Origin of the sequence: Cupriavidus sp. UME77, from assembly GCF_014170355.1 — a bacterium.
Taxonomy (GTDB): domain Bacteria; phylum Pseudomonadota; class Gammaproteobacteria; order Burkholderiales; family Burkholderiaceae; genus Cupriavidus; species Cupriavidus basilensis.
The window spans coordinates 67,106-84,014 of the sequence record NZ_LZZU01000046.1; the positions used below are offsets into that span (position 1 = coordinate 67,106).

General features: G+C 67.6%; 13 protein-coding genes. 7 read left to right on the top strand and 6 right to left on the bottom strand.

Annotated elements, in window-relative coordinates:
- Positions 1 to 21: 21 nt before the first annotated feature.
- The 3 genes from A9975_RS18230 (at position 22) to htpX (ending at position 3,289) form a co-directional block, all read left to right on the top strand.
- On the top strand, positions 22 to 1,740 hold the full coding sequence (locus tag A9975_RS18230) for an FAD-dependent oxidoreductase (RefSeq protein WP_183034051.1): 1,719 nt from the start codon (positions 22 to 24) through the stop codon (positions 1,738 to 1,740).
- 157 nt (positions 1,741 to 1,897) lie between these two features.
- Entirely contained in the window at positions 1,898 to 2,248 is a 351-nt protein-coding gene (locus A9975_RS18235; protein ID WP_255503297.1) for a hypothetical protein, read from the top strand.
- A 162-nt stretch (positions 2,249 to 2,410) separates the two neighbouring features.
- Positions 2,411 to 3,289: a protease HtpX gene (htpX, locus tag A9975_RS18240; RefSeq protein ID WP_183034052.1), complete on the top strand. Its 879-nt coding sequence runs from the start codon at positions 2,411 to 2,413 to the stop codon at positions 3,287 to 3,289.
- Here htpX and A9975_RS18245 read toward each other — a convergent pair.
- The 3 genes from A9975_RS18245 to A9975_RS18255 all read right to left on the bottom strand — a co-directional run bounded on the left by A9975_RS18245 (position 3,279) and on the right by A9975_RS18255 (position 8,955).
- Complete coding sequence (locus A9975_RS18245) at positions 3,279 to 4,319, bottom strand: GlxA family transcriptional regulator (RefSeq protein ID WP_183034053.1); 1,041 nt, start codon at positions 4,317 to 4,319, stop codon at positions 3,279 to 3,281. The genes htpX and A9975_RS18245 overlap by 11 nt on opposite strands.
- A 69-nt stretch (positions 4,320 to 4,388) precedes the next feature.
- On the bottom strand, positions 4,389 to 5,603 hold the full coding sequence (locus A9975_RS18250) for an MFS transporter (protein WP_183034054.1): 1,215 nt from the start codon (positions 5,601 to 5,603) through the stop codon (positions 4,389 to 4,391).
- Between the two features lie 109 nt (positions 5,604 to 5,712).
- Positions 5,713 to 8,955 carry a bifunctional cytochrome P450/NADPH--P450 reductase gene (locus A9975_RS18255; RefSeq protein WP_183034115.1) on the bottom strand — a complete coding sequence of 1,081 codons (3,243 nt, stop codon included), beginning with the start codon at positions 8,953 to 8,955 and terminating at the stop codon, positions 5,713 to 5,715.
- 343 nt (positions 8,956 to 9,298) lie between these two features.
- On the opposite strand from A9975_RS18255, the gene A9975_RS18260 reads away from it, so the two are divergent.
- Positions 9,299 to 9,970, top strand: a complete 672-nt coding sequence (locus tag A9975_RS18260; RefSeq protein WP_183034055.1) for a TetR family transcriptional regulator — start codon at positions 9,299 to 9,301, stop codon at positions 9,968 to 9,970.
- Positions 9,971 to 10,211: 241 nt separating this feature from the next.
- The gene (locus tag A9975_RS18265) at positions 10,212 to 11,348 is read left to right on the top strand and encodes a porin (RefSeq protein WP_183034056.1); all 1,137 of its coding nucleotides are present in this window, start codon (positions 10,212 to 10,214) and stop codon (positions 11,346 to 11,348) included.
- Between the two features lie 390 nt (positions 11,349 to 11,738).
- Here the strand turns inward: A9975_RS18265 and A9975_RS18270 are convergent, their stop codons facing one another.
- Genes A9975_RS18270 through A9975_RS18280 form a run of 3 tightly spaced genes read right to left on the bottom strand, consistent with a single transcriptional unit; the run spans position 11,739 to position 14,519 of the window.
- On the bottom strand, positions 11,739 to 12,602 hold the full coding sequence (locus A9975_RS18270; protein WP_183034057.1) for an ABC transporter permease: 864 nt from the start codon (positions 12,600 to 12,602) through the stop codon (positions 11,739 to 11,741).
- A 35-nt stretch (positions 12,603 to 12,637) separates the two neighbouring features.
- Positions 12,638 to 13,435, bottom strand: coding sequence for an ABC transporter ATP-binding protein (locus A9975_RS18275; RefSeq protein ID WP_183034058.1), 798 nt, complete (start codon positions 13,433 to 13,435; stop codon positions 12,638 to 12,640).
- Positions 13,436 to 13,493: 58 nt separating this feature from the next.
- Positions 13,494 to 14,519, bottom strand: a complete 1,026-nt coding sequence (locus tag A9975_RS18280; RefSeq protein ID WP_183034059.1) for an ABC transporter substrate-binding protein — start codon at positions 14,517 to 14,519, stop codon at positions 13,494 to 13,496.
- A gap of 245 nt (positions 14,520 to 14,764) precedes the next feature.
- Between A9975_RS18280 and A9975_RS18285 the strand changes: the two genes are divergently transcribed.
- Both A9975_RS18285 and A9975_RS18290 read left to right on the top strand, forming a co-directional pair.
- Positions 14,765 to 15,433 (top strand): response regulator, encoded by a 669-nt coding sequence (locus tag A9975_RS18285; protein ID WP_183034060.1) that lies wholly within the window; start codon positions 14,765 to 14,767, stop codon positions 15,431 to 15,433.
- Positions 15,430 to 16,806 carry a sensor histidine kinase gene (locus tag A9975_RS18290; protein ID WP_183034061.1) on the top strand — a complete coding sequence of 459 codons (1,377 nt, stop codon included), beginning with the start codon at positions 15,430 to 15,432 and terminating at the stop codon, positions 16,804 to 16,806. The genes A9975_RS18285 and A9975_RS18290 overlap by 4 nt, the downstream gene beginning before the upstream one ends.
- Positions 16,807 to 16,909 lie beyond the last annotated feature (103 nt).

The following is a 16,909-nucleotide window of genomic DNA, read 5'->3' on the forward strand; positions in this document are numbered from 1 at the left end:
TCCCCCGCATTCGGAGCTGGCATGGACCGCCGCCGCTTCCTGATCGCCGGCGCCGGCGCGGGCGGCCTGGGCTTGCTGTCCGGCTGCGATCGCCTGGGCGACGATACCAGCCGCTTCCTGGCCGGCGTGGGCCTGCGCGAGCCCATGCCTGTGGTGCTGCGCCCCGGCATGGCCGAGGGCCACGCGCTGCGCGATGCCGCCAGCTGGCCGTCGACCGTTTCCGCGCAGGATGAGATCGTGACCGACGTCGCCATCCTGGGCGGTGGCGTGGCCGGGGTCAGCGCGGCGTGGCAGCTGGCGCGCGGCGGCCTGAAGGATTTCCTGCTGGTGGAAGGCCCCGAGTTCGGCGGCAACGCGGCGGCCGGAAGTTTCGGCGGCGACCTGGCCTTCCCGCGCGGCGCGCACTATCTGCCGCTGCCCTCGCCCGAATCCACGCACATCCGCGAGATGCTGGCCGACACCGGCGTGATCCAGCGTGACCCGTTCGCCGCGCGGCCCGAGTTCGACGAACGCGCGCTGGTGCATGCGCCGGATGAGCGCCTGTTCTTCGACGGCAAGTGGCACGACGGCCTGCTGCCTGGCGACGCTGCGCCGGAGCAGGAAGCGGCGCAGCACGCGCGCTTTCTCGCGCGCGTCGAGCAGCTCAAGAGCGCGCGCGGCAGCGACGGCCGCAAGGCCTTTGCCATCCCGCTGGCGCTGGCCTCGCAAGATCCGGCCTGGACCCGGCTTGACCAGCAAAGCATGCGGCAGTGGATGCTGGCCGAAGGCTTTACCGCGCCCACCCTGCACACCTATGTGGACTACTGTTGCCGCGACGACTACGGCGCGGGGCACGAGCTGATCTCGGCCTGGGCCGGCCTGTACTACTTCGCCAGCCGCGCGGGCCATGCAAGCGATGCGGCCGACGGCGCCGTGCTGACGTGGCCGGATGGATTGCACGCGCTGGTGACGCGGCTCTCGGCGCGGATCGATGCGCACCGCGGCGTCAAACCTGGCACCCAGCCCTGGCGCCGTCCCGGCATGGCGCTGCAAGTGCAGGAGCAGGGCCGTGGGGTGTCGGTGCTGTGTGCCTGGTGGCCGGATGGCGTTGGCGCCCGGCCGCCGCGCCTCTACCGCATCCGCGCGCGCCGTGTGATCTGCGCCATGCCCCTGCATGTGGCCGCCCGCGTGGCGCCGCTGCGCGAATTCGGCTTCGACCCGGCGCGCCACCTGCCGCCCACCGCGTCCTGGATGGTGTCCAGCTTCCGCCTGCAGGGCTTCCCGCCGGAGGCGCCGGGCGTGCCGCTGGCGTGGGACAACGTGGTGCACGGCGGACGCGGGCTGGGTTATGTGGTGAGTACCCATCAACTGATCCGGCAGGCAAAGCCGGCAGCCACGGTCTTTACCGCGTACTGTCCACTGGACTTTGCGGCCAGCCCCGGCGCGGCACCGCGCTCGCTCACCGACACCCGCCGCTGGCTGGCCGAGGCCAGCGCCGCCGAGCTGATGGACTATGCCACCACCGATCTGCGCACGGTCTACGGGCGCGCCTTCTGGCGCCACGCGGATGCGGTGGAAATCACGGTGCGCGGGCACGCCATGGCCTCGCCGCGCACGGGCTTTCTGGGCAATGCCGGCGCCGCGGCCCTGCGCGCGGCCGATGGCCGCATCCTGTTTGCCCATGCGGACCTGTCCGGCGTGTCGGTGTTCGAGGAAGCGGCGTGGTGGGGTACGCGTGCCGCGCGGAATATCCTGGGCTGAGCGCCGTGGAGTGATGCTTTCGCCATAACATGCCACGGCGGCGCATCCTGTAGAATTCTTTGCTCGATTTCGTGTCGAACCCCCTGACACGCGATCCCAACCCCAATTTTTCGTGCGCGCCATCCGCTTACTGCTGCTGCTCCTGATGCTTGCCGTCATGCCCTTCCAAAGCTGGGCAGGCGCACGCACGTGCGCAGTGGGCAACGCGGTGCAGGCGGATGCGTGCAGCACCTTGGCACAAGACGCTGCTGTCGCCACGGCAGACGATGCGGCGCATGCTGCCGCCATCGATGCCAGCGGCGCCCCGGGCCCCGCTGACGTTGACGTTGGCAGTGCCGGCGACGCCAAGGATCCGTCGCAGCCCGGCGCCGACCTCGCCGAATCCCTGTTGCCGGCCTCGCCCCCGCGCTTCAACGCAGGGCTTGCCCGCAGCGCAGCGCCCGCGCACCGCGCGGGCGTCATGCCCGACCCCGACCTCCCCCTTCAGCAGCGCCCTCCCAGCGCCTGAGTCTCCCCCGCGCGTGCGCTGGCCTTGCGTGCGCTCGTAGTCAGGTTCCCGGTTTTCCTGTCGTTAGTCTCCTGCACGCGGCGCGCCTGGCTTGGCGCTGCGCGTGCTTGCGATGCGCGCCCCCGTTTTCACCATGGCATTGATCACTTCCTCACACAAAAAATGAAACGCGTCCTGCTCTTCCTGGCGACCAACCTCGCCGTCATGCTTGTCCTCAGCTTCACCGCCAGCTTGCTGGGCGTGAACCGCTTCCTCACCGGCAATGGCCTCAACCTCGGCATGCTGCTGGCATTCGCCGCGCTGATGGGCTTCGGTGGTTCCTTCATCTCGCTCTTGATGTCCAAGACCATCGCCAAGTGGTCGACCGGCGCGCAAGTCATTACCCGGCCCAGCAACGGCACCGAAGTCTGGCTGGTGCAGACCGTGCAGAAGCTGGCTGACCGCGCCGGCCTGCCGATGCCTGAAGTCGCCATCTATGAAGGCGAAGCCAATGCGTTTGCCACCGGCGCCACCAAGAAAAGCTCGCTGGTAGCCGTTTCCACCGGCTTGCTGCAAACCATGTCGCACGACGAAGTGGAGGCCGTGCTCGCGCACGAAGTCGCCCACATCGCCAATGGCGACATGGTCACGCTCACGCTGATCCAGGGGGTGGTCAACACCTTCGTGATCTTCCTGGCGCGCGTGGTGGGCTACTTCGTGGATTCGATGCTGCGCAAGAACGATGAGGAATCGAGCGGCCCCGGCATCGGCTACATGATCACGGTGGTGGTGTGCGAGATCGTGTTCGGCATCCTGGCCAGCATCATCGTGGCCACCTTCTCGCGCCATCGCGAATACCGTGCCGATGCCGGCGCGGCCAAGCTGATGGGCAGCCCCACGCCGATGGTGGCGGCGCTGCGCCGGCTGGGTGGCCTGGACTCAGAAGGCCTGCCGCAGAACATGCAGGCGATGGGCATTGCCGGTGGCAAGTCGTGGCTCTCGCTGTTCTCCAGCCACCCGCCGATCGAGCAGCGCATTGCCGCGTTGCAAGCTAAGGCCTGAGGCCCTTGCCGGGCTCCTCTGGGCTCGCCCGGAACGCTGCCCGATAGCGTTCCGGCGTGGTCTGCACATGCCGCTGGAAGGCCTGCCGCATCACGTCGGCGTTGGCAAATCCAGTCGCGCGGGCGATGCCATCCAGGCGTCGCCCGTCTTCCTCCAGCATCCTGCGCACCGCTTCCACACGTAGCCGTTCCACGTAGCGCGCCGGCGTCTCGCCGACCTGCCGCGCGAACACGCGCGCGAAGTTGCGCGGGCTCATCGCCACGCGCTCGGCCAGCACCTGCACCGACAGGTCGCGCGCCAGGTGCTCCGCCATCCAGGCCTGCAATTCACGCAACTCCGGACTCTGCGCGCTCTGCGCCTGCAGCAGCGTGGAGAACTGCGCCTGGCTGCCGGGACGGCGCAGGAACAGCACCAGCTCGCGCGCCACGGCCAGCGAGGCGGCATGGCCGAGGTCGTCCTCCACCAAGGCCAGCGCCAGGTCCATGCCAGCGGTCACGCCGGCCGAGGTGTACAGATCGCCCGCGCGGATCCAGATCGGGTCCGGGTCCACTTCCACCAGCGGATGGCACTGCGCCAGCCGCGCGGCGTGTCGCCAGTGCGTGGTGGCGCGATGGCGGTCCAGCAGCCCGGTGCGCGCCAGCACGAACGCGCCGGTGCAGACCGCGCCAAGGCGGCGCACGTGCGGCGCCTGCGCACGGACCCAGTCGATCAGGCGCGCGTCGTTGGCTGCCGCGGCGTGGCCTGAGCCGCCGGCGATCAGCAAGGTATCGATCGGCCCGGGCAGCATGTCGCCGATGCGGTGATACGGCGCGTCGGCCAGCAGCCGGATCCCGCTTTCGGTGCACACCAGGCCGTCGTCGCGCACGCTGGCAATACGGATGTCGTAGGCCGGCGAGGCCCGGCCGGGGAGCCGGTTGGCATGGCCGAAGACGGCGCTGGGCCCGGTCACGTCGAGTTCCTGCGCAGGGTCCGGCGCGACGAGCACGACGATGCGCGGCGGATCATTCGGCAAGGGATGGCTGGCAGGCATGGACGGTGACCCAGGGCGAGAGTGTGAGTGCGCGAGCGCGGTTGCCGCCGATCATACTGGCGCCGGCGCTTATCCGGCCAGCACCGCCGCGCGCGGCGTGCTGCGCCGCCAGCCTAGCGTGACCAGCAGCGCCACCGCCAGCGCCGGCAGCACGGCAAGGTTGACCGCCTGCCAGCCATAGCGGTACAGCACCTGCCCGGCAGCGAGCGTGGCCAGCGCGGTCAGCGCGGCGGCGGAGAATTCGGCCAGCGCCTGGGTCCGCGCGCGCTCGGCGGGCCGGTAGCTTTCCGCCAGCAGCGTGGTGCCGCCGACAAACATGAAATTCCAGCCAATGCCAAGGCACAACAAGGCGACATAAAAGGCTGGCAGCGCCGTCGAGGCCAGGGCCACGAGCGAGGCCATTGCAGCGAGCGCGATGCCGCACATCAGCATCGGCCCGCGCCCGAAGCGCTGCAGCAGCCAGCCGGAGAAGAACGACGGTGCGTACATGCCCACCAGGTGCCACTCGATGATCTGCGCGCCCTGCGTGATGGTATGGCTGCACGCCACCGCGGCAATCGGCGTGGCGGTCATCACGAACATCATCACCGCGTTGCCGATGCCGTTGTTGGCAAACGCCGCCAGGAACACCGGCTGGCGCGCGATCTCGGCGAGCGGGCGCGCGGGCAACGCCGCGGCGCCGTGATCGGCCGCTACCGTGCCTGCGTGCGCCTTCGGCTCGCGGTAGCCAAGCGCCAGCAGCAAGACCGTGGCCATGCCGAACACCGCGACCACCGCATACGAGCCGGCGAAGGGCTGCGCCACCATCAGGTCGCTGCTCCACGCGGCGATGGCGGGACCGCACACGGCGGCCACCACGCCGCCGGTGAGCACGGTGGAAATAGCGCGCGGCTTATCCACAGGCGCGGCGGCATCCGCCGCGGCCAGCCGGTAAAAGCGCGCGAACGCCTGGAACACGCCGACCAGCGCCGTGCCCACGCAGAACGCCACGAAGTCATGGTGCGAGATGGCCCACACCGACACCAGCCCGCCCGCGCAGCACGCGAGCCCGCCGAGCGAAAAAGCGATGCGGCGCCCCAGCCGCTCGATCAAGAAGGCGGCCGCGATGGCGGTGAGCGCCGACGCCACCGTGATCAGCGCGAACGGCAGCGTGGCCAGCGCCTTGTCGGGCGCGAGCGTGTAGCCGACCAGCCCGGTCAGGGTCAGGTCGACCGACAGCGCCGAGGTGAACAGGGCCTGGCAGATTGCCAGGACCCGGGCTTGGGACATCGCGGGACGTGCCATCGTGGCGCTCCGGTGAGGAAGAGGCGGGGATGGCACCGAGCGTACGAAAAGCGCGAGCGTGGCGGCTGACAATGATCCGCAGAATCCTGCCAACTCGCGCCAGGCTGGGCTAGTTGAACACGTCCTGGCGGTAACGACCCTGCGCCACCATGCCCGCCAGCCAGTCGGAGGCCGCGGCCTCGCTCATGCCGCCCTGCTGCGCGGCGATCTCGATCAGCGTGCGCCGCACCGCGGGCGCCATCTGCCGGCCGTCGCCGCACACATAAATCGTGGCGCCGTCCCGCAGCATCGCCCAAATGGCCTGGCGATCACGCCATAGCAGATGCTGCACATAGCGTTGGTCCGCAGCGGCTGTGGTGGAGTAAGCCGCATGCGCCTGCACCACGCCCGCGGCCTGCCAGCGGGCCACATCATCGCGGTACAGCCAGTCGTGCCCGGGATGGCGGCAGCCGTAATAGAACTGGCTGGCGGCTACCGCCTGTCCGGCGGCCTTCTGCGCCGCGCGCTCTTCCAGGAAGCCGCGGAACGGCGCGATGCCCGTGCCGGGCCCGACCAGGATCATCGGCCGCGCCGGATCGGGATCGGGCGCGAAGGCCGGGTTGGGCGTGCGGATCGCTGCCGCCACCACCGCGCCCGGCGCGAGTCCTTGCAGCCAGGTGGATGCCACGCCACGGAACATGCCGCGCCCCGAGAGCGCGGGCGACCACACGGTGCCGACCGTGATCGTCGCCACGTCCGGTGAGACCAGGGGAGACGACGCGATGGAATAGAAGCGCGGCCGCATCGGCACCGTGCAAGCCAGCAGGCCCGGCAACGTGAGCGCGATGGCGGGGTGGCTGACCAGCACATCCACCAGCCCCAGCCGTTGCGAGGCCACGCGCGCCGCGTAGCCCTCTTGCGCGTGGTCCGAGCCGAGCCGCTCCAGCGCCGCGCGCGTGAACGGGCAACGTGTGTATTGCAGCAGCGTGCGCAGCGTCTGGCGCGACACCACATCTTGCAGCTCGATGAAATGCGTCAGCAGTTCACGCAGGGGCAATGCCTCGTCCAGTGGCAGCCCACGCGCGGCGTAGCCAGGCGCGGCGGACAGCGTCACCATGGCGTCGGGATCGAGATCGAGCCGCTCGCACAGGTCCCGCACGGTGGCGGGATGGTTCTGTGGATACACCGCAAGATGATCGCCGGTCGCGTAGCTTGCGCCTTCCGGCAGGCGCAATTGGATGTCGCGCGTGGCGGTGCGCGGCGCTTCCAGCGCGAAGTCCCACAGGCCCGCCGGATCGTTCACCAGCTCCGTGTTGGCCAGCACCGTGAAGGCTTGCGTCGACGGCGGCAGCGTGCTGGCACGGATGGCGGCGATATCGCGCAGCCGCACCTCGATCTGGCTGGCGCCCGCCGCATCTGGCGCCGCGCCCTGCTCCACGCGCAGCGCCTGCAGCGATTGCCACAACGCGGTGAGCCATGACTCCGCCGCCTGGTCGAAGTCGCCATTGCCATCCGCCTCGCCGCGCGCGAGCAAAGGCGCCGCGCCAGCCGCGCTGAAGAAGTCGTGCAGCCGCTTGGGGAATGCCTGGTACGTGGCCCATTGCGAATTGCCGCAGCCTAGCAACGCAAAGCGCAGGCCTTCTGCGCGGTAGCCGCCGGCATCGCCGCTATCGAGCATTGCTTCGAAGCGTCGCGCTGAATCGGGTGCGCGCCCGTTGTAGGTCGCCGCCACGATCACGGCGAGCCCATCGGTGGGCAACGCGCCCACGGCTTCGTCCAGGTCGCGCAGCGTGGCGGCAAAACCGGCCGCCAGCGCGCCGGCGTGGATCTGCTCGGCCAGCTCGCGCGCGGTGCCCAGGCTGGAGCCGCACAGCACGGCAAGGGGCTGGCCGTTGCCGCGCACCGCCGGGGGTTGCGGCTGCGCGCTGGCAGCGCCGGGCGCAGCCGCGGCGGCGATGCGCTCGTGCGCACGGCGCCGCCGTGCGCGCAGCGTGAACGCATCCGGCTTCAGGGTCAGCGTCTCCTTGATGCGGAACTGGTAGTCGTGCGGATCGCTGAACTGGAAGTTGCGCAGCATCAGGGCCAGCGCGAGCTTGGCTTCGGTCAGCGCGAACTGGCGCCCGATGCAGGCGCGCTCGCCATTGCCGAACGGCTTGTAGGCGTGGGGATGGATCCTGGCTTCGTTCTCGGGCAGGAAGCGGTCGATGTCGAAGGTCTCCGGATCGGCCCACACTTTCGGGTCGCGGTGCAGCGCGGTGAGCACCACCGAGATGCGCCGATCCTTGCGGATCAGGTAGCGCCCGCCGATCACCGTGTCCTCGAATGGCGCCACCGCAAAAGCGGGCGCCGTGGGCCACAGGCGCAGCGTTTCCTTGAGCACGCGGTCAATCACCTGCAGCTTCGCCAGGTCGGCATAGACCGGCGGCGCGTCACCCGGCAGCACCGCGTCCACCTCGGCATAGGCTTGCGCCAGCACGCCGGGATGGCGCAGCAGCTCATACAGCGCGAACGTGAGCAGGCCGCTGGTGGTCTCGTGCCCCGCGATCAGGAAGGTGATGACCTGGTTGCGGATGTTCACGTCGTCCAGGCGCTGGTCGGTGTCGGGGTCGCGCGCCTCCAGCATCAGGTTGAGCAGGTCGTGCGCGGGCGGCTGTCCGGCGTTCTTGCCGGCCGCGGCGCGGCGCTGCCGCACCACGTCATCCACCAGCTCTCGCATGTACCGGATATCGTCGGCGAACTTGCGGTGCGCCTTGTGCATGAACTTGTCCTGCAGCGCAAAGCGCGTGAGCTTGCCCATGGCCTCCTCGAGCGCGCCGACCATGGCGTCGATAAAGGGATGGAGCTGCTCGCGCGAGAACGAATCGAAGTCATAGCCGAAGCCAGACAGCGCGATGGTGTCCAGCGTGAGCCGGGTCATGTCGTCGGCGATCGGGATGTCGGTGTCGGCGCCCTGGCGGTCCCACTTGTCGACCAGCCGGTTGGCCACGCGCAGCATCACGTCGAAGTAGCCCTTCATCGCGCGCTGGCTGAAGGCGGGCATCAGGATGCGGTGAGCGCGGCCCCAGTTCTCTTCCTCGGCGTGCGCGGTGAACAGGCCGTCGCCAGCCAGGTCGCGCAGGTAAGACAGCGGCGGCCCGACGATCTTGCGAAAGTGCTGCCCGTCCGACAGCTCGCCCACCAGCGCGGCGTCGCTCACGAACGCCACGCGGCGCCCGGCGAAATCGAGTTCGAAAATGCCATCGAAGGCACGGCTGCGCGCCAGCAGGTGCTGCCCGACCTTGCCCGGCGTGACCTGCAACAGGTTGCCGACCAGCGGCCAGCCCGGATCGCGCGGGATGGGTTCGAGCGTGCGTGCGGGCTGCGCCGCTGGCATGGTTGCCGAGGTCGCGGCCGTAGCGGCGGAGGCGGGAGTGGAAGTGGAGGCGCGCTGCATATTCAGGTCACCAGATGGTAGTCGGCGGGTGTAACGCCGGGGTTGGGCCAAGGGGCTCAGGCGCCGCCTTGTGTCTCTTGTCCGTTCTTCTGTTTTCTGCCGGGTGCATGGCGTACATGGCACACATGGCACACATGGCTATCCCTGCAAGTTGACGTAGACAACCGTCTACTTTTGCAGCAAAGTAGACGAATGTAGACCGAGTGTCAATTCCAAACCGGATTCGCTCAAGCGGGCGTATTCAAGCCGGTGTATCCCGGCCTTAACTTTTTTGCCTGACACCATGGAAGACGTTGCCGGCGGCAAACGCAAACTGATCGACGCGGCGCTGCGCCTGGCCGCAGCCAGGCGCAGCTTCGCCGGCCTCGGCCTGCGCGAACTGGCGCGCGAAGCGGGGCTGAATCCCAATACCTTCTATCGCCACTTCCGCGACATGGAAGACCTGGCGCTGACCGCCGTGGCCGAGGTCGGCAACGAACTGCGGCCCATGCTGCGCGCGGTGCGCTGGGCGGTGGCGCAGGACAACCCCGGCGAGGTCGCCACCCGCGCTTGCGACGCCTTCTTCGCCTACGCCGATGCCCACCCCGACGCCTTCTTTGTCGGCGTGTGCGGCAGCACTGGCCCGCAGCCGGCGCTGCGCGAAGCGGTGCGCCAGGTGCTGGCGGATATCGCCGGCGAGATGGCGGAAGACATCGAGAGGCTGGCGCTCTGCCCGGGCCTGTCGCGCCCCATCGTCGACGACCTCTGCGGCTACGTGGTGTCCTACCTGTTCCACCTGTCGACGGACTATCTCGAAGATAACGCCAAGGGACGCCGCTTGCGCATCCAGCAATCCAAGCAGCTGATCAGCTGGCTGCTGCGCGGCGCGGCCGAACAGCAGCGGGCGCAGGATCAGCCGGCGCCCGTACCCGCACCTGCGCGCAAGCGCAAGCCGGCGGAGCGCCGGCCGCACTGAGCGCGCCGGCCGCTGCGGCTGCGTTTGCAATGCGGGCGGCAAGCGGTGGAACAAGCGGCCGAACGCCTGCCCTGCCGGGTCTCCTCGGTATTTTCCCTGAGCCAGCCGCGCAACGGCGGGAAAGCTGGATGAAGGCTTGCCATGCCTACGATGCAGGGGCTTCTCTCATGGCCGGGACACGCGTCCCGCCCGCGAGCAGCCCGAATCATCGACAAGACTAGCGAGCCCCGAGGAGATCAACTTGAAAGCCAAAACCAAAACCAAAACCACAGCCCTCGCGCTGGCAATCGGCGCGGCCTTTGCCGGCCACGCCAACGCGCAATCGAACGTGACGCTGTATGGCCTCATCGACACCACCATCAGCACCATCAGCAACGCCGACGCCAAGGGCGACCGCCTCACCGGCTACCACCAGCCGGCGTGGTTCAGCGGCAACCGCTGGGGCCTGACCGGCGCGGAAGACATCGGGTTCGGCACCAAGGTGATCTTCAAGCTGGAGAGCGAGTTCACCAGCTACGACGGAAAGATGGACACCCCCGGCGTGCTGTTCAACCGTGACGCCTGGGTCGGCATCAACAGCAATGTCTTCGGCAAGCTGACCTTCGGCCGCCAGAATGCGCTCGGGCGCGACCCGATGGCATCCGGCCTCTATGGCGACCCCTACGGCCCGGCGGCCATCACCGCGGAAGAAGGCGGCTACACCAACAACAACAACTTCAAGCAGCTGGTGTTCTACGCAGGCAGCGCCACCGGCACCCGCATGGACAATGGCGTGGTGTGGAAGAAGCTGTTCGACAACGGCCTGACCGCCGGCGCGGCCTATCAGTTCGGCGAAGTGCCGGGCGCGCCGTCGCGCAACACCACCGAAACCGTCACCCTCGGCTACAACGGCGGCAATTTCCACCTCTCCAGCTTCTTCACCACGGCCAACGTCGCGGGCAACCGCAACCGCACCTATTCGGTCGGCGGCAACTATGTGTGGGGCATCGTGCGCGCCAACGCGGGCTATTTCCACTACACCGCGGACCAGGGCGCGCTGGGCCAGCGCAAGGACGACGCCTACACAGTGTCGCTCAAGATCGACCCGGCAGGCGCCTTCGACTACGAGATCGGCTACCAGATGATGAAGGCCGGCCACGCCGCCCTGAATGCCGACGGCTTCACGATCAACGCTTACGGCAACACCACGGGCTCCACCGCGACCGACAGCGGCCGCAAGAACACGGTGTACGGCTCGATCTTCTACCACTTCTCGAAGCGCACCGAGGTCTACCTGGCGGCGGACTACATGTTCCTGCAGCACGGCTACCATGCCGCGCAATCGAACGGCTTCGCGCATCAGAGCGAGTTCGCCGTGGGTATGCGCACGCGCTTCTGATCCCGTTGCATCGGCCTGCGCCTAGCGGCGCGGGCCTGGCTCCGAACTTTCCTTGTCCCGGCCACAAGCCGGGTTTTTTTTCGCCTGGCGGCTTGGTTCCATGCTTCAGGTTTGCTGCCATCTCCCACTTGTGGGAGATGGGCCGGGGCGAGAGGGAGCGACAGCCGTCGTCATGGCGTGCGGTGTTGGCCCATCCGTCGGCTCCGTTCGATGCCATTGGTCTGCTCCCCAAGCACTTGTGGGAGAGGGGTCGGGGGAGAGGGCGGGCGCTCGCAGGAAGCCCGGCGAACCAAGCAAAAAAGGCCCACCCCGACGGAGAGTCGGCGTGGGCAAGGGAGATGGCGTCCCAGCGCGCGTAGCGCTATTGCGCTGTGCCGCCGCGACGCAGGGTCAGGCCAGGTTGCCCGGCTTCCATTTCAGCAGGCGGTTTTCCAGCGTGGTCAGCAAGAAGTCCGCGGCAAGCGCCACCACCGCCAGCACGATCATGGCGGCGAACACGCCGCTGGCATTGAAGGCGCCCTGCGCCGTGGCGATCAGCAGGCCGATGCCCTGCTTGGAACCCAGGAACTCACCAACCACCGCACCGACCAGCGCGAAGCCAAAGCTGACGTGCAGGCTGGCCAGGATCCAGCTCAACGCCGACGGCACCACCACGGCGAAGGTCAGTTGGCGTTTGGAAGCGCCGAGGATCTGCGCATTGGCGATCAGGTAGCGGTCGGCTTCGCGCACGCCCTGGAAGGCATTGCCGAACACCACGAAGAACACCATCACCACCGCCAGTGCCACTTTGGAGGCCATGCCCAGGCCCAGCGCGATCACGAAGATCGAGCCCAGCACCACGCGTGGAATGGAGTTGGCAATCTGGATGTAGATGCTGAACACATCGGCCAGCAGCTTGTTGCGCCCGAGCACAATGCCGCAGATCACGCCGGCGACCGAGCCGATCAGGAAGCCCAGCCCGGTCTCCTCCAGCGTGACCGCCACCTGCTCCAGCAGCGGGCCCTGCGAGGTGCCGTTGACGAACCAGTCGTAGATCTGCTCCGCAATCAGCGAGGGCATGGAGAAGAAGAACGGGTCGATCCAGTGCAGCCGCCCCGCCAGCTCCCAACCGCCCAGCGCCACCACCAGCAAGCCAATGCGCAGGGTGATGATCAGTTGGCGGCGCCGGCGCATGGCTAGCCTGGCTTCCCGTTCAAAGACGTCGAGTTCGTCGGCAAGGGCCGTGTTTGCTTCCATATTCATTGGTATTGGCATTGGCGTTGGCATTGGCTACGGTTGGCGGCGCAGCATCAGTCGATGTGGACTTCTTCGCGCAGATCGGCCCAGATCTCGCGCGACAGTTCGACAAAGTGCTTTTCGTAGCGGATCTCCGAAGTCACGCGCGGGCGTGGCAGGTCGATCTCATAGACACGCTTGAGGGTGGCCGGACGCGCGGTCAGCACGAAGACCCTGTCAGCCATGGCGATGGCTTCTTCCAGGTCGTGCGTGACGAACACCACCGAGCCAGCGTTCTGCGACCACAACTGCAGCAGCTCGTCCTGCATCAGCGTGCGGGTCTGCATGTCCAGCGCGCTGAATGGCTCGTCCATCAGCAGGATCTGCGGGTTGTTGATGAAGGTCTGCGCCAGCGCCACGCGCTTGCGCATGCCGCCCGACAACTGATGCGGGTAGTGGTTGCTGAACTTGGCCAGGCCGACCTTGCGCACCCATTCCTCGGCCAGGCCATAGGCCTGGTCGCGGCCGGCGCCGCGAAACAGCGGCCCGGCCGCCACGTTGTGCAGCACCGAGCGCCACGGGAAGACCGCATCGGCCTGGAACACAAAGCCGATGCGCGGATCGATGCCGGTCACGCGTTTGCCCATCAGGCGCACCTCTCCGGTGCTCGGCTTGAGCAAGCCGGTGATCAGGCTCAGTGTGGTCGATTTGCCGCATCCCGTCGGCCCGACGATGGCGACGAACTCGCCCTTGCCCACACACATGGAGAAGTCGCGCAACGCCACGGTGGCAGTGCCATCGGGTGCGATGAAGCGGCAGGAGACGCGCTCGAATTCGATGGCCGGCGCATCTTGCGGCACGGTATTGGTCATGAGGTTTCCTTGCTGTGCGCGCACGCCGGCGGCGCGAACCGGTTGTTCGCCTGGTGTCTCACTTGGCGGTGCGGTCGACGAACTCGTTGGTAAATGTGCGGCCCAGTTCGATGTGCTTGCCCTTGACAGTCGGATCGAACGAGGCGAGCACCTTGAGCACCGTTTCAGGGCCGCCGGCGGGCATCCTGCCGTCGTCCGTGAACATGGGCAGCGAGGCGCCCAGGGCCTTGACGTAGAGCTCGCGGTTATTGCCGTAGTAGTCCTTGGGCATCTTCTGAGCGATCTCCTCGGCGCTGTGGGTCTTGATAAAGCGCATGGTCTTGACGAAGGCGCGCGCCAGCTTCTGCACCTGCTCCTTGTGTCCCTCCACCCAGGCGCGCTGCATATAGAGGCTGGAGGCCGGATAGAGCCCGCCCAGCGCCTGGGTGGTGCCCTCGGCCGTGCGCATGTCGACCAGCACCTGCGCCTCGCCGGTCTTGAGCAATTGCGAGATGGTGGGCTCGGTGGTCATGCCGGCATCGATGCGGCTCTGGCGGATCGCGGCCATGAAACTGTTATCGGCGCCAACCGGCAGCACCGTGTACTGGCTGGGCGCCACCCCCGCCTTGAAGGCCAGGTACTGCGTCAGGAAATTGGTCGACGAGCCCAGGCCCGTCACGCCGAGCGTCTTGCCTTTCACATCGGCCATGCTCTTGATCTGGCCGGCCGCACGCGTGGCCACCATCTCCACCTCGCCCGGCACCTTGCCGAAGACCACCACGGCCTCCACTTCCTTGCCCTTGCTTTGCAGATCGATGGTGTGATCGTAGAAGCCCACCACGCCCTGCACCGCGCCGGCCAGCAGTTCGTTTTCGGCATCGACCCCGGCCGGCTGCGAGAGGATCTCGACATCGAGCCCCTCCTCCTTGAAGTAGCCCAGTTGCTCGGTCAGCCTGGCCGGCAGGTAGATGATCTTGGTCGCGCCACCCACCATGATCGACAGCTTTGCATCGGCCGCGTGCGCCGTGTGTGCACCCGCAAGTGCCGCAAGTGCTGCAAGTGCCGCAGAGGCCACGGCAAGCGGGCCCTTCCTGTATGCATTCATCTTTGTCTCCCTTGTTTTGCTGGCGCCAGGTCTTGGTGGCCGGGGCATGATTGGGCTCTGGTTACGGCGTGCCTCCGCGCTCGCCGGGGCCACAGCGCGGGGTTCGGAGCATTCTAGGCAGCGCAAACCTTCACGCAGCTTTCGCGGCATCTCAGGGAATATCCCGATGCGGCGCCGTGTCTGCGGCGTGGCGGGCAGTGGTAAAAGGAGACCCCGGCAACAGTAGGTCCTCACCAGAGCGGTTCATGAAGGTATTGCTGATCGAAGACAACGCTTCGCTCATCCACTGGCTCGCGAGGCTACTGAAGGAAGAGCGCTTCATGGTCGATACCGCGCTGGACGGCGAGTACGCCGATCAGTTGCTGCAGACGCAGAGTTACGACGTGGTGCTGCTAGACCTGCAGATCCCGCGCCTGGCCGGCAAGAGCGTTTTGCGCCGGCTGCGCGCGCGCCGCAACAACGTGCCGGTGCTGGTGGTGACCGCGAGCGCGTCGGTCGACGAAAAGGTGGAGTGCCTGGGCCTGGGCGCCGACGACTACCTCGTCAAGCCTTTCGAAGTGCGGGAACTGGTCGCGCGCATCAAAGCCCTGGCGCGGCGGCAGACCGGGGAGAAGCAAGCCGAACTGGCTTGCGGCGACCTCACCTACAACACCGACACGCGGCAGTTCTACGTCGCGGGCGAGTTGCTTTCGCTGCGGCTGAAAGAGCATACCGCGCTGGAGATCCTGATGATGCGGCTTGGCAAGACCGTGTCCAAGGCGAGCCTCATGTCCGGCGTGTATTCGCTTGACGAGGAGGCTAGCGAGGATGCCATCGAGATCTATATCCATCGCATCCGCAAGAAGCTCGAGGGCTGCCAGGCCACCATCATGACGCTGCGCGGCCTGGGCTACCTGCTGCAGCAAAAGCAATGATCCACAGCCTGCGCGTACGCTTGCTGCTATGGCTGCTGGTGCCGCTGGCGGCTTTTGTGGGCATCAGCAGCTATGCCGCCTACCTGAGCGCGGCCGATACCGCAAACCGCGTGCAAGACCGCGCGCTGCAAGCTTCGGCCGACGTCATCGCGGGCCACATTGCGTGGGCGGACGGACGTATCACGGTGCAGGTGCCACCATCGGCGCTGTCCCTGTTCGACTCGCCCTATGGCGACCACGTTTTCTACAACGTGGTCGACGATCGCGGCCGGATCCTGGCAGGTAACCCACGCTTCGAGCAGCCACCGATGGCGGGCGCCGCCAGCCCCGTGTTCTACGCTTCGCGTTTCCAGTCGCAGCCGGTGCGGGTAGTGCAAGCCACCCGCACGATGTTCGACTCCGGCGAGGCCCGCAAGGTCACCGTCACCGTGGGGCAGACACTGAACGGCAACCACGAGCTGGTTCGCAGCCTGCGCATGCCGGCGCTGCTGCGCGAAGTGGTGATGCTGGTGCTGGCCGTGGGACTGGTGATGATCGGGCTCACGGTGGAGCTGAGCCCGCTGCTGCGCGTGAAAGACGAAGTGGCGGGACGCGACCCGATGGATCTGGTTCCGGTGAGCGCAATCGACCTGCCGCAGGAGTTGCGGCCCATTGTCGAGGCGATCAACCAGTGCATCCAGCGCCTGAACGAATATGTGCGCCAGCAAAAGCGTTTTATCGCCGATGCCGCGCACCAGATCCGCACACCGCTCGCGGTGCTGGGGGCGCAGCTGGAGTTTGCCGCGCGGGTGGACGATGAAGCCAGGCTGCGCGAGATCCTCGGCTCGATGGAGACCAGCACGCAGGCCATGACCAACCTGGCCAACAAGCTGCTGTTGCTGTCGCAGGCCGAAGCCGCGCGCAGTGCCGGTGCCGCGCAACAAGGCGCGGACCTGGTGCCGCTGGTGACCGCCGTGCTGGAAGACATGGTGGTGCTGGCGCAGCGCAAGGGCATAGACCTGGGCGCCGAGCTGGCGGTCGATAGCGCACGGGTGAGCGTCAACGAGTGGATGATGGCGGCCGTGGTATCGAACCTGGTCGACAACGCGATCCGCTATACGCCGGCGCAAGGCCAGGTCACCGTGGCCGTGACGCTCGAGGCGAAAAGTGCCGTCCTCGCGGTGAGCGACAACGGCCCCGGCATTCCCGCCGAAGCGCGGCCCAAGATATTCGATCGCTTCTATCGCAACGCGCTGCCGAACCAGGAAGGCAGCGGCCTGGGGCTTGCCATCGTCAAGGAGATCGTGCTGACGGCGCAAGGCCAGGTAAGCCTGAGCCCGGGCATCGGCGGGCGCGGCGTCACGCTGACGGTGCGCCTTCCCCTGGCCGCCTGAGCGCCGATGTCAGCTTCGATGCCAGGCGGCGGAGTGAGACAAAGGTGCCAGCGCGGGCTCGCCGCCCTTAGAGGCCGTTTCAAAATGAAGCGAAGCGGTTCTG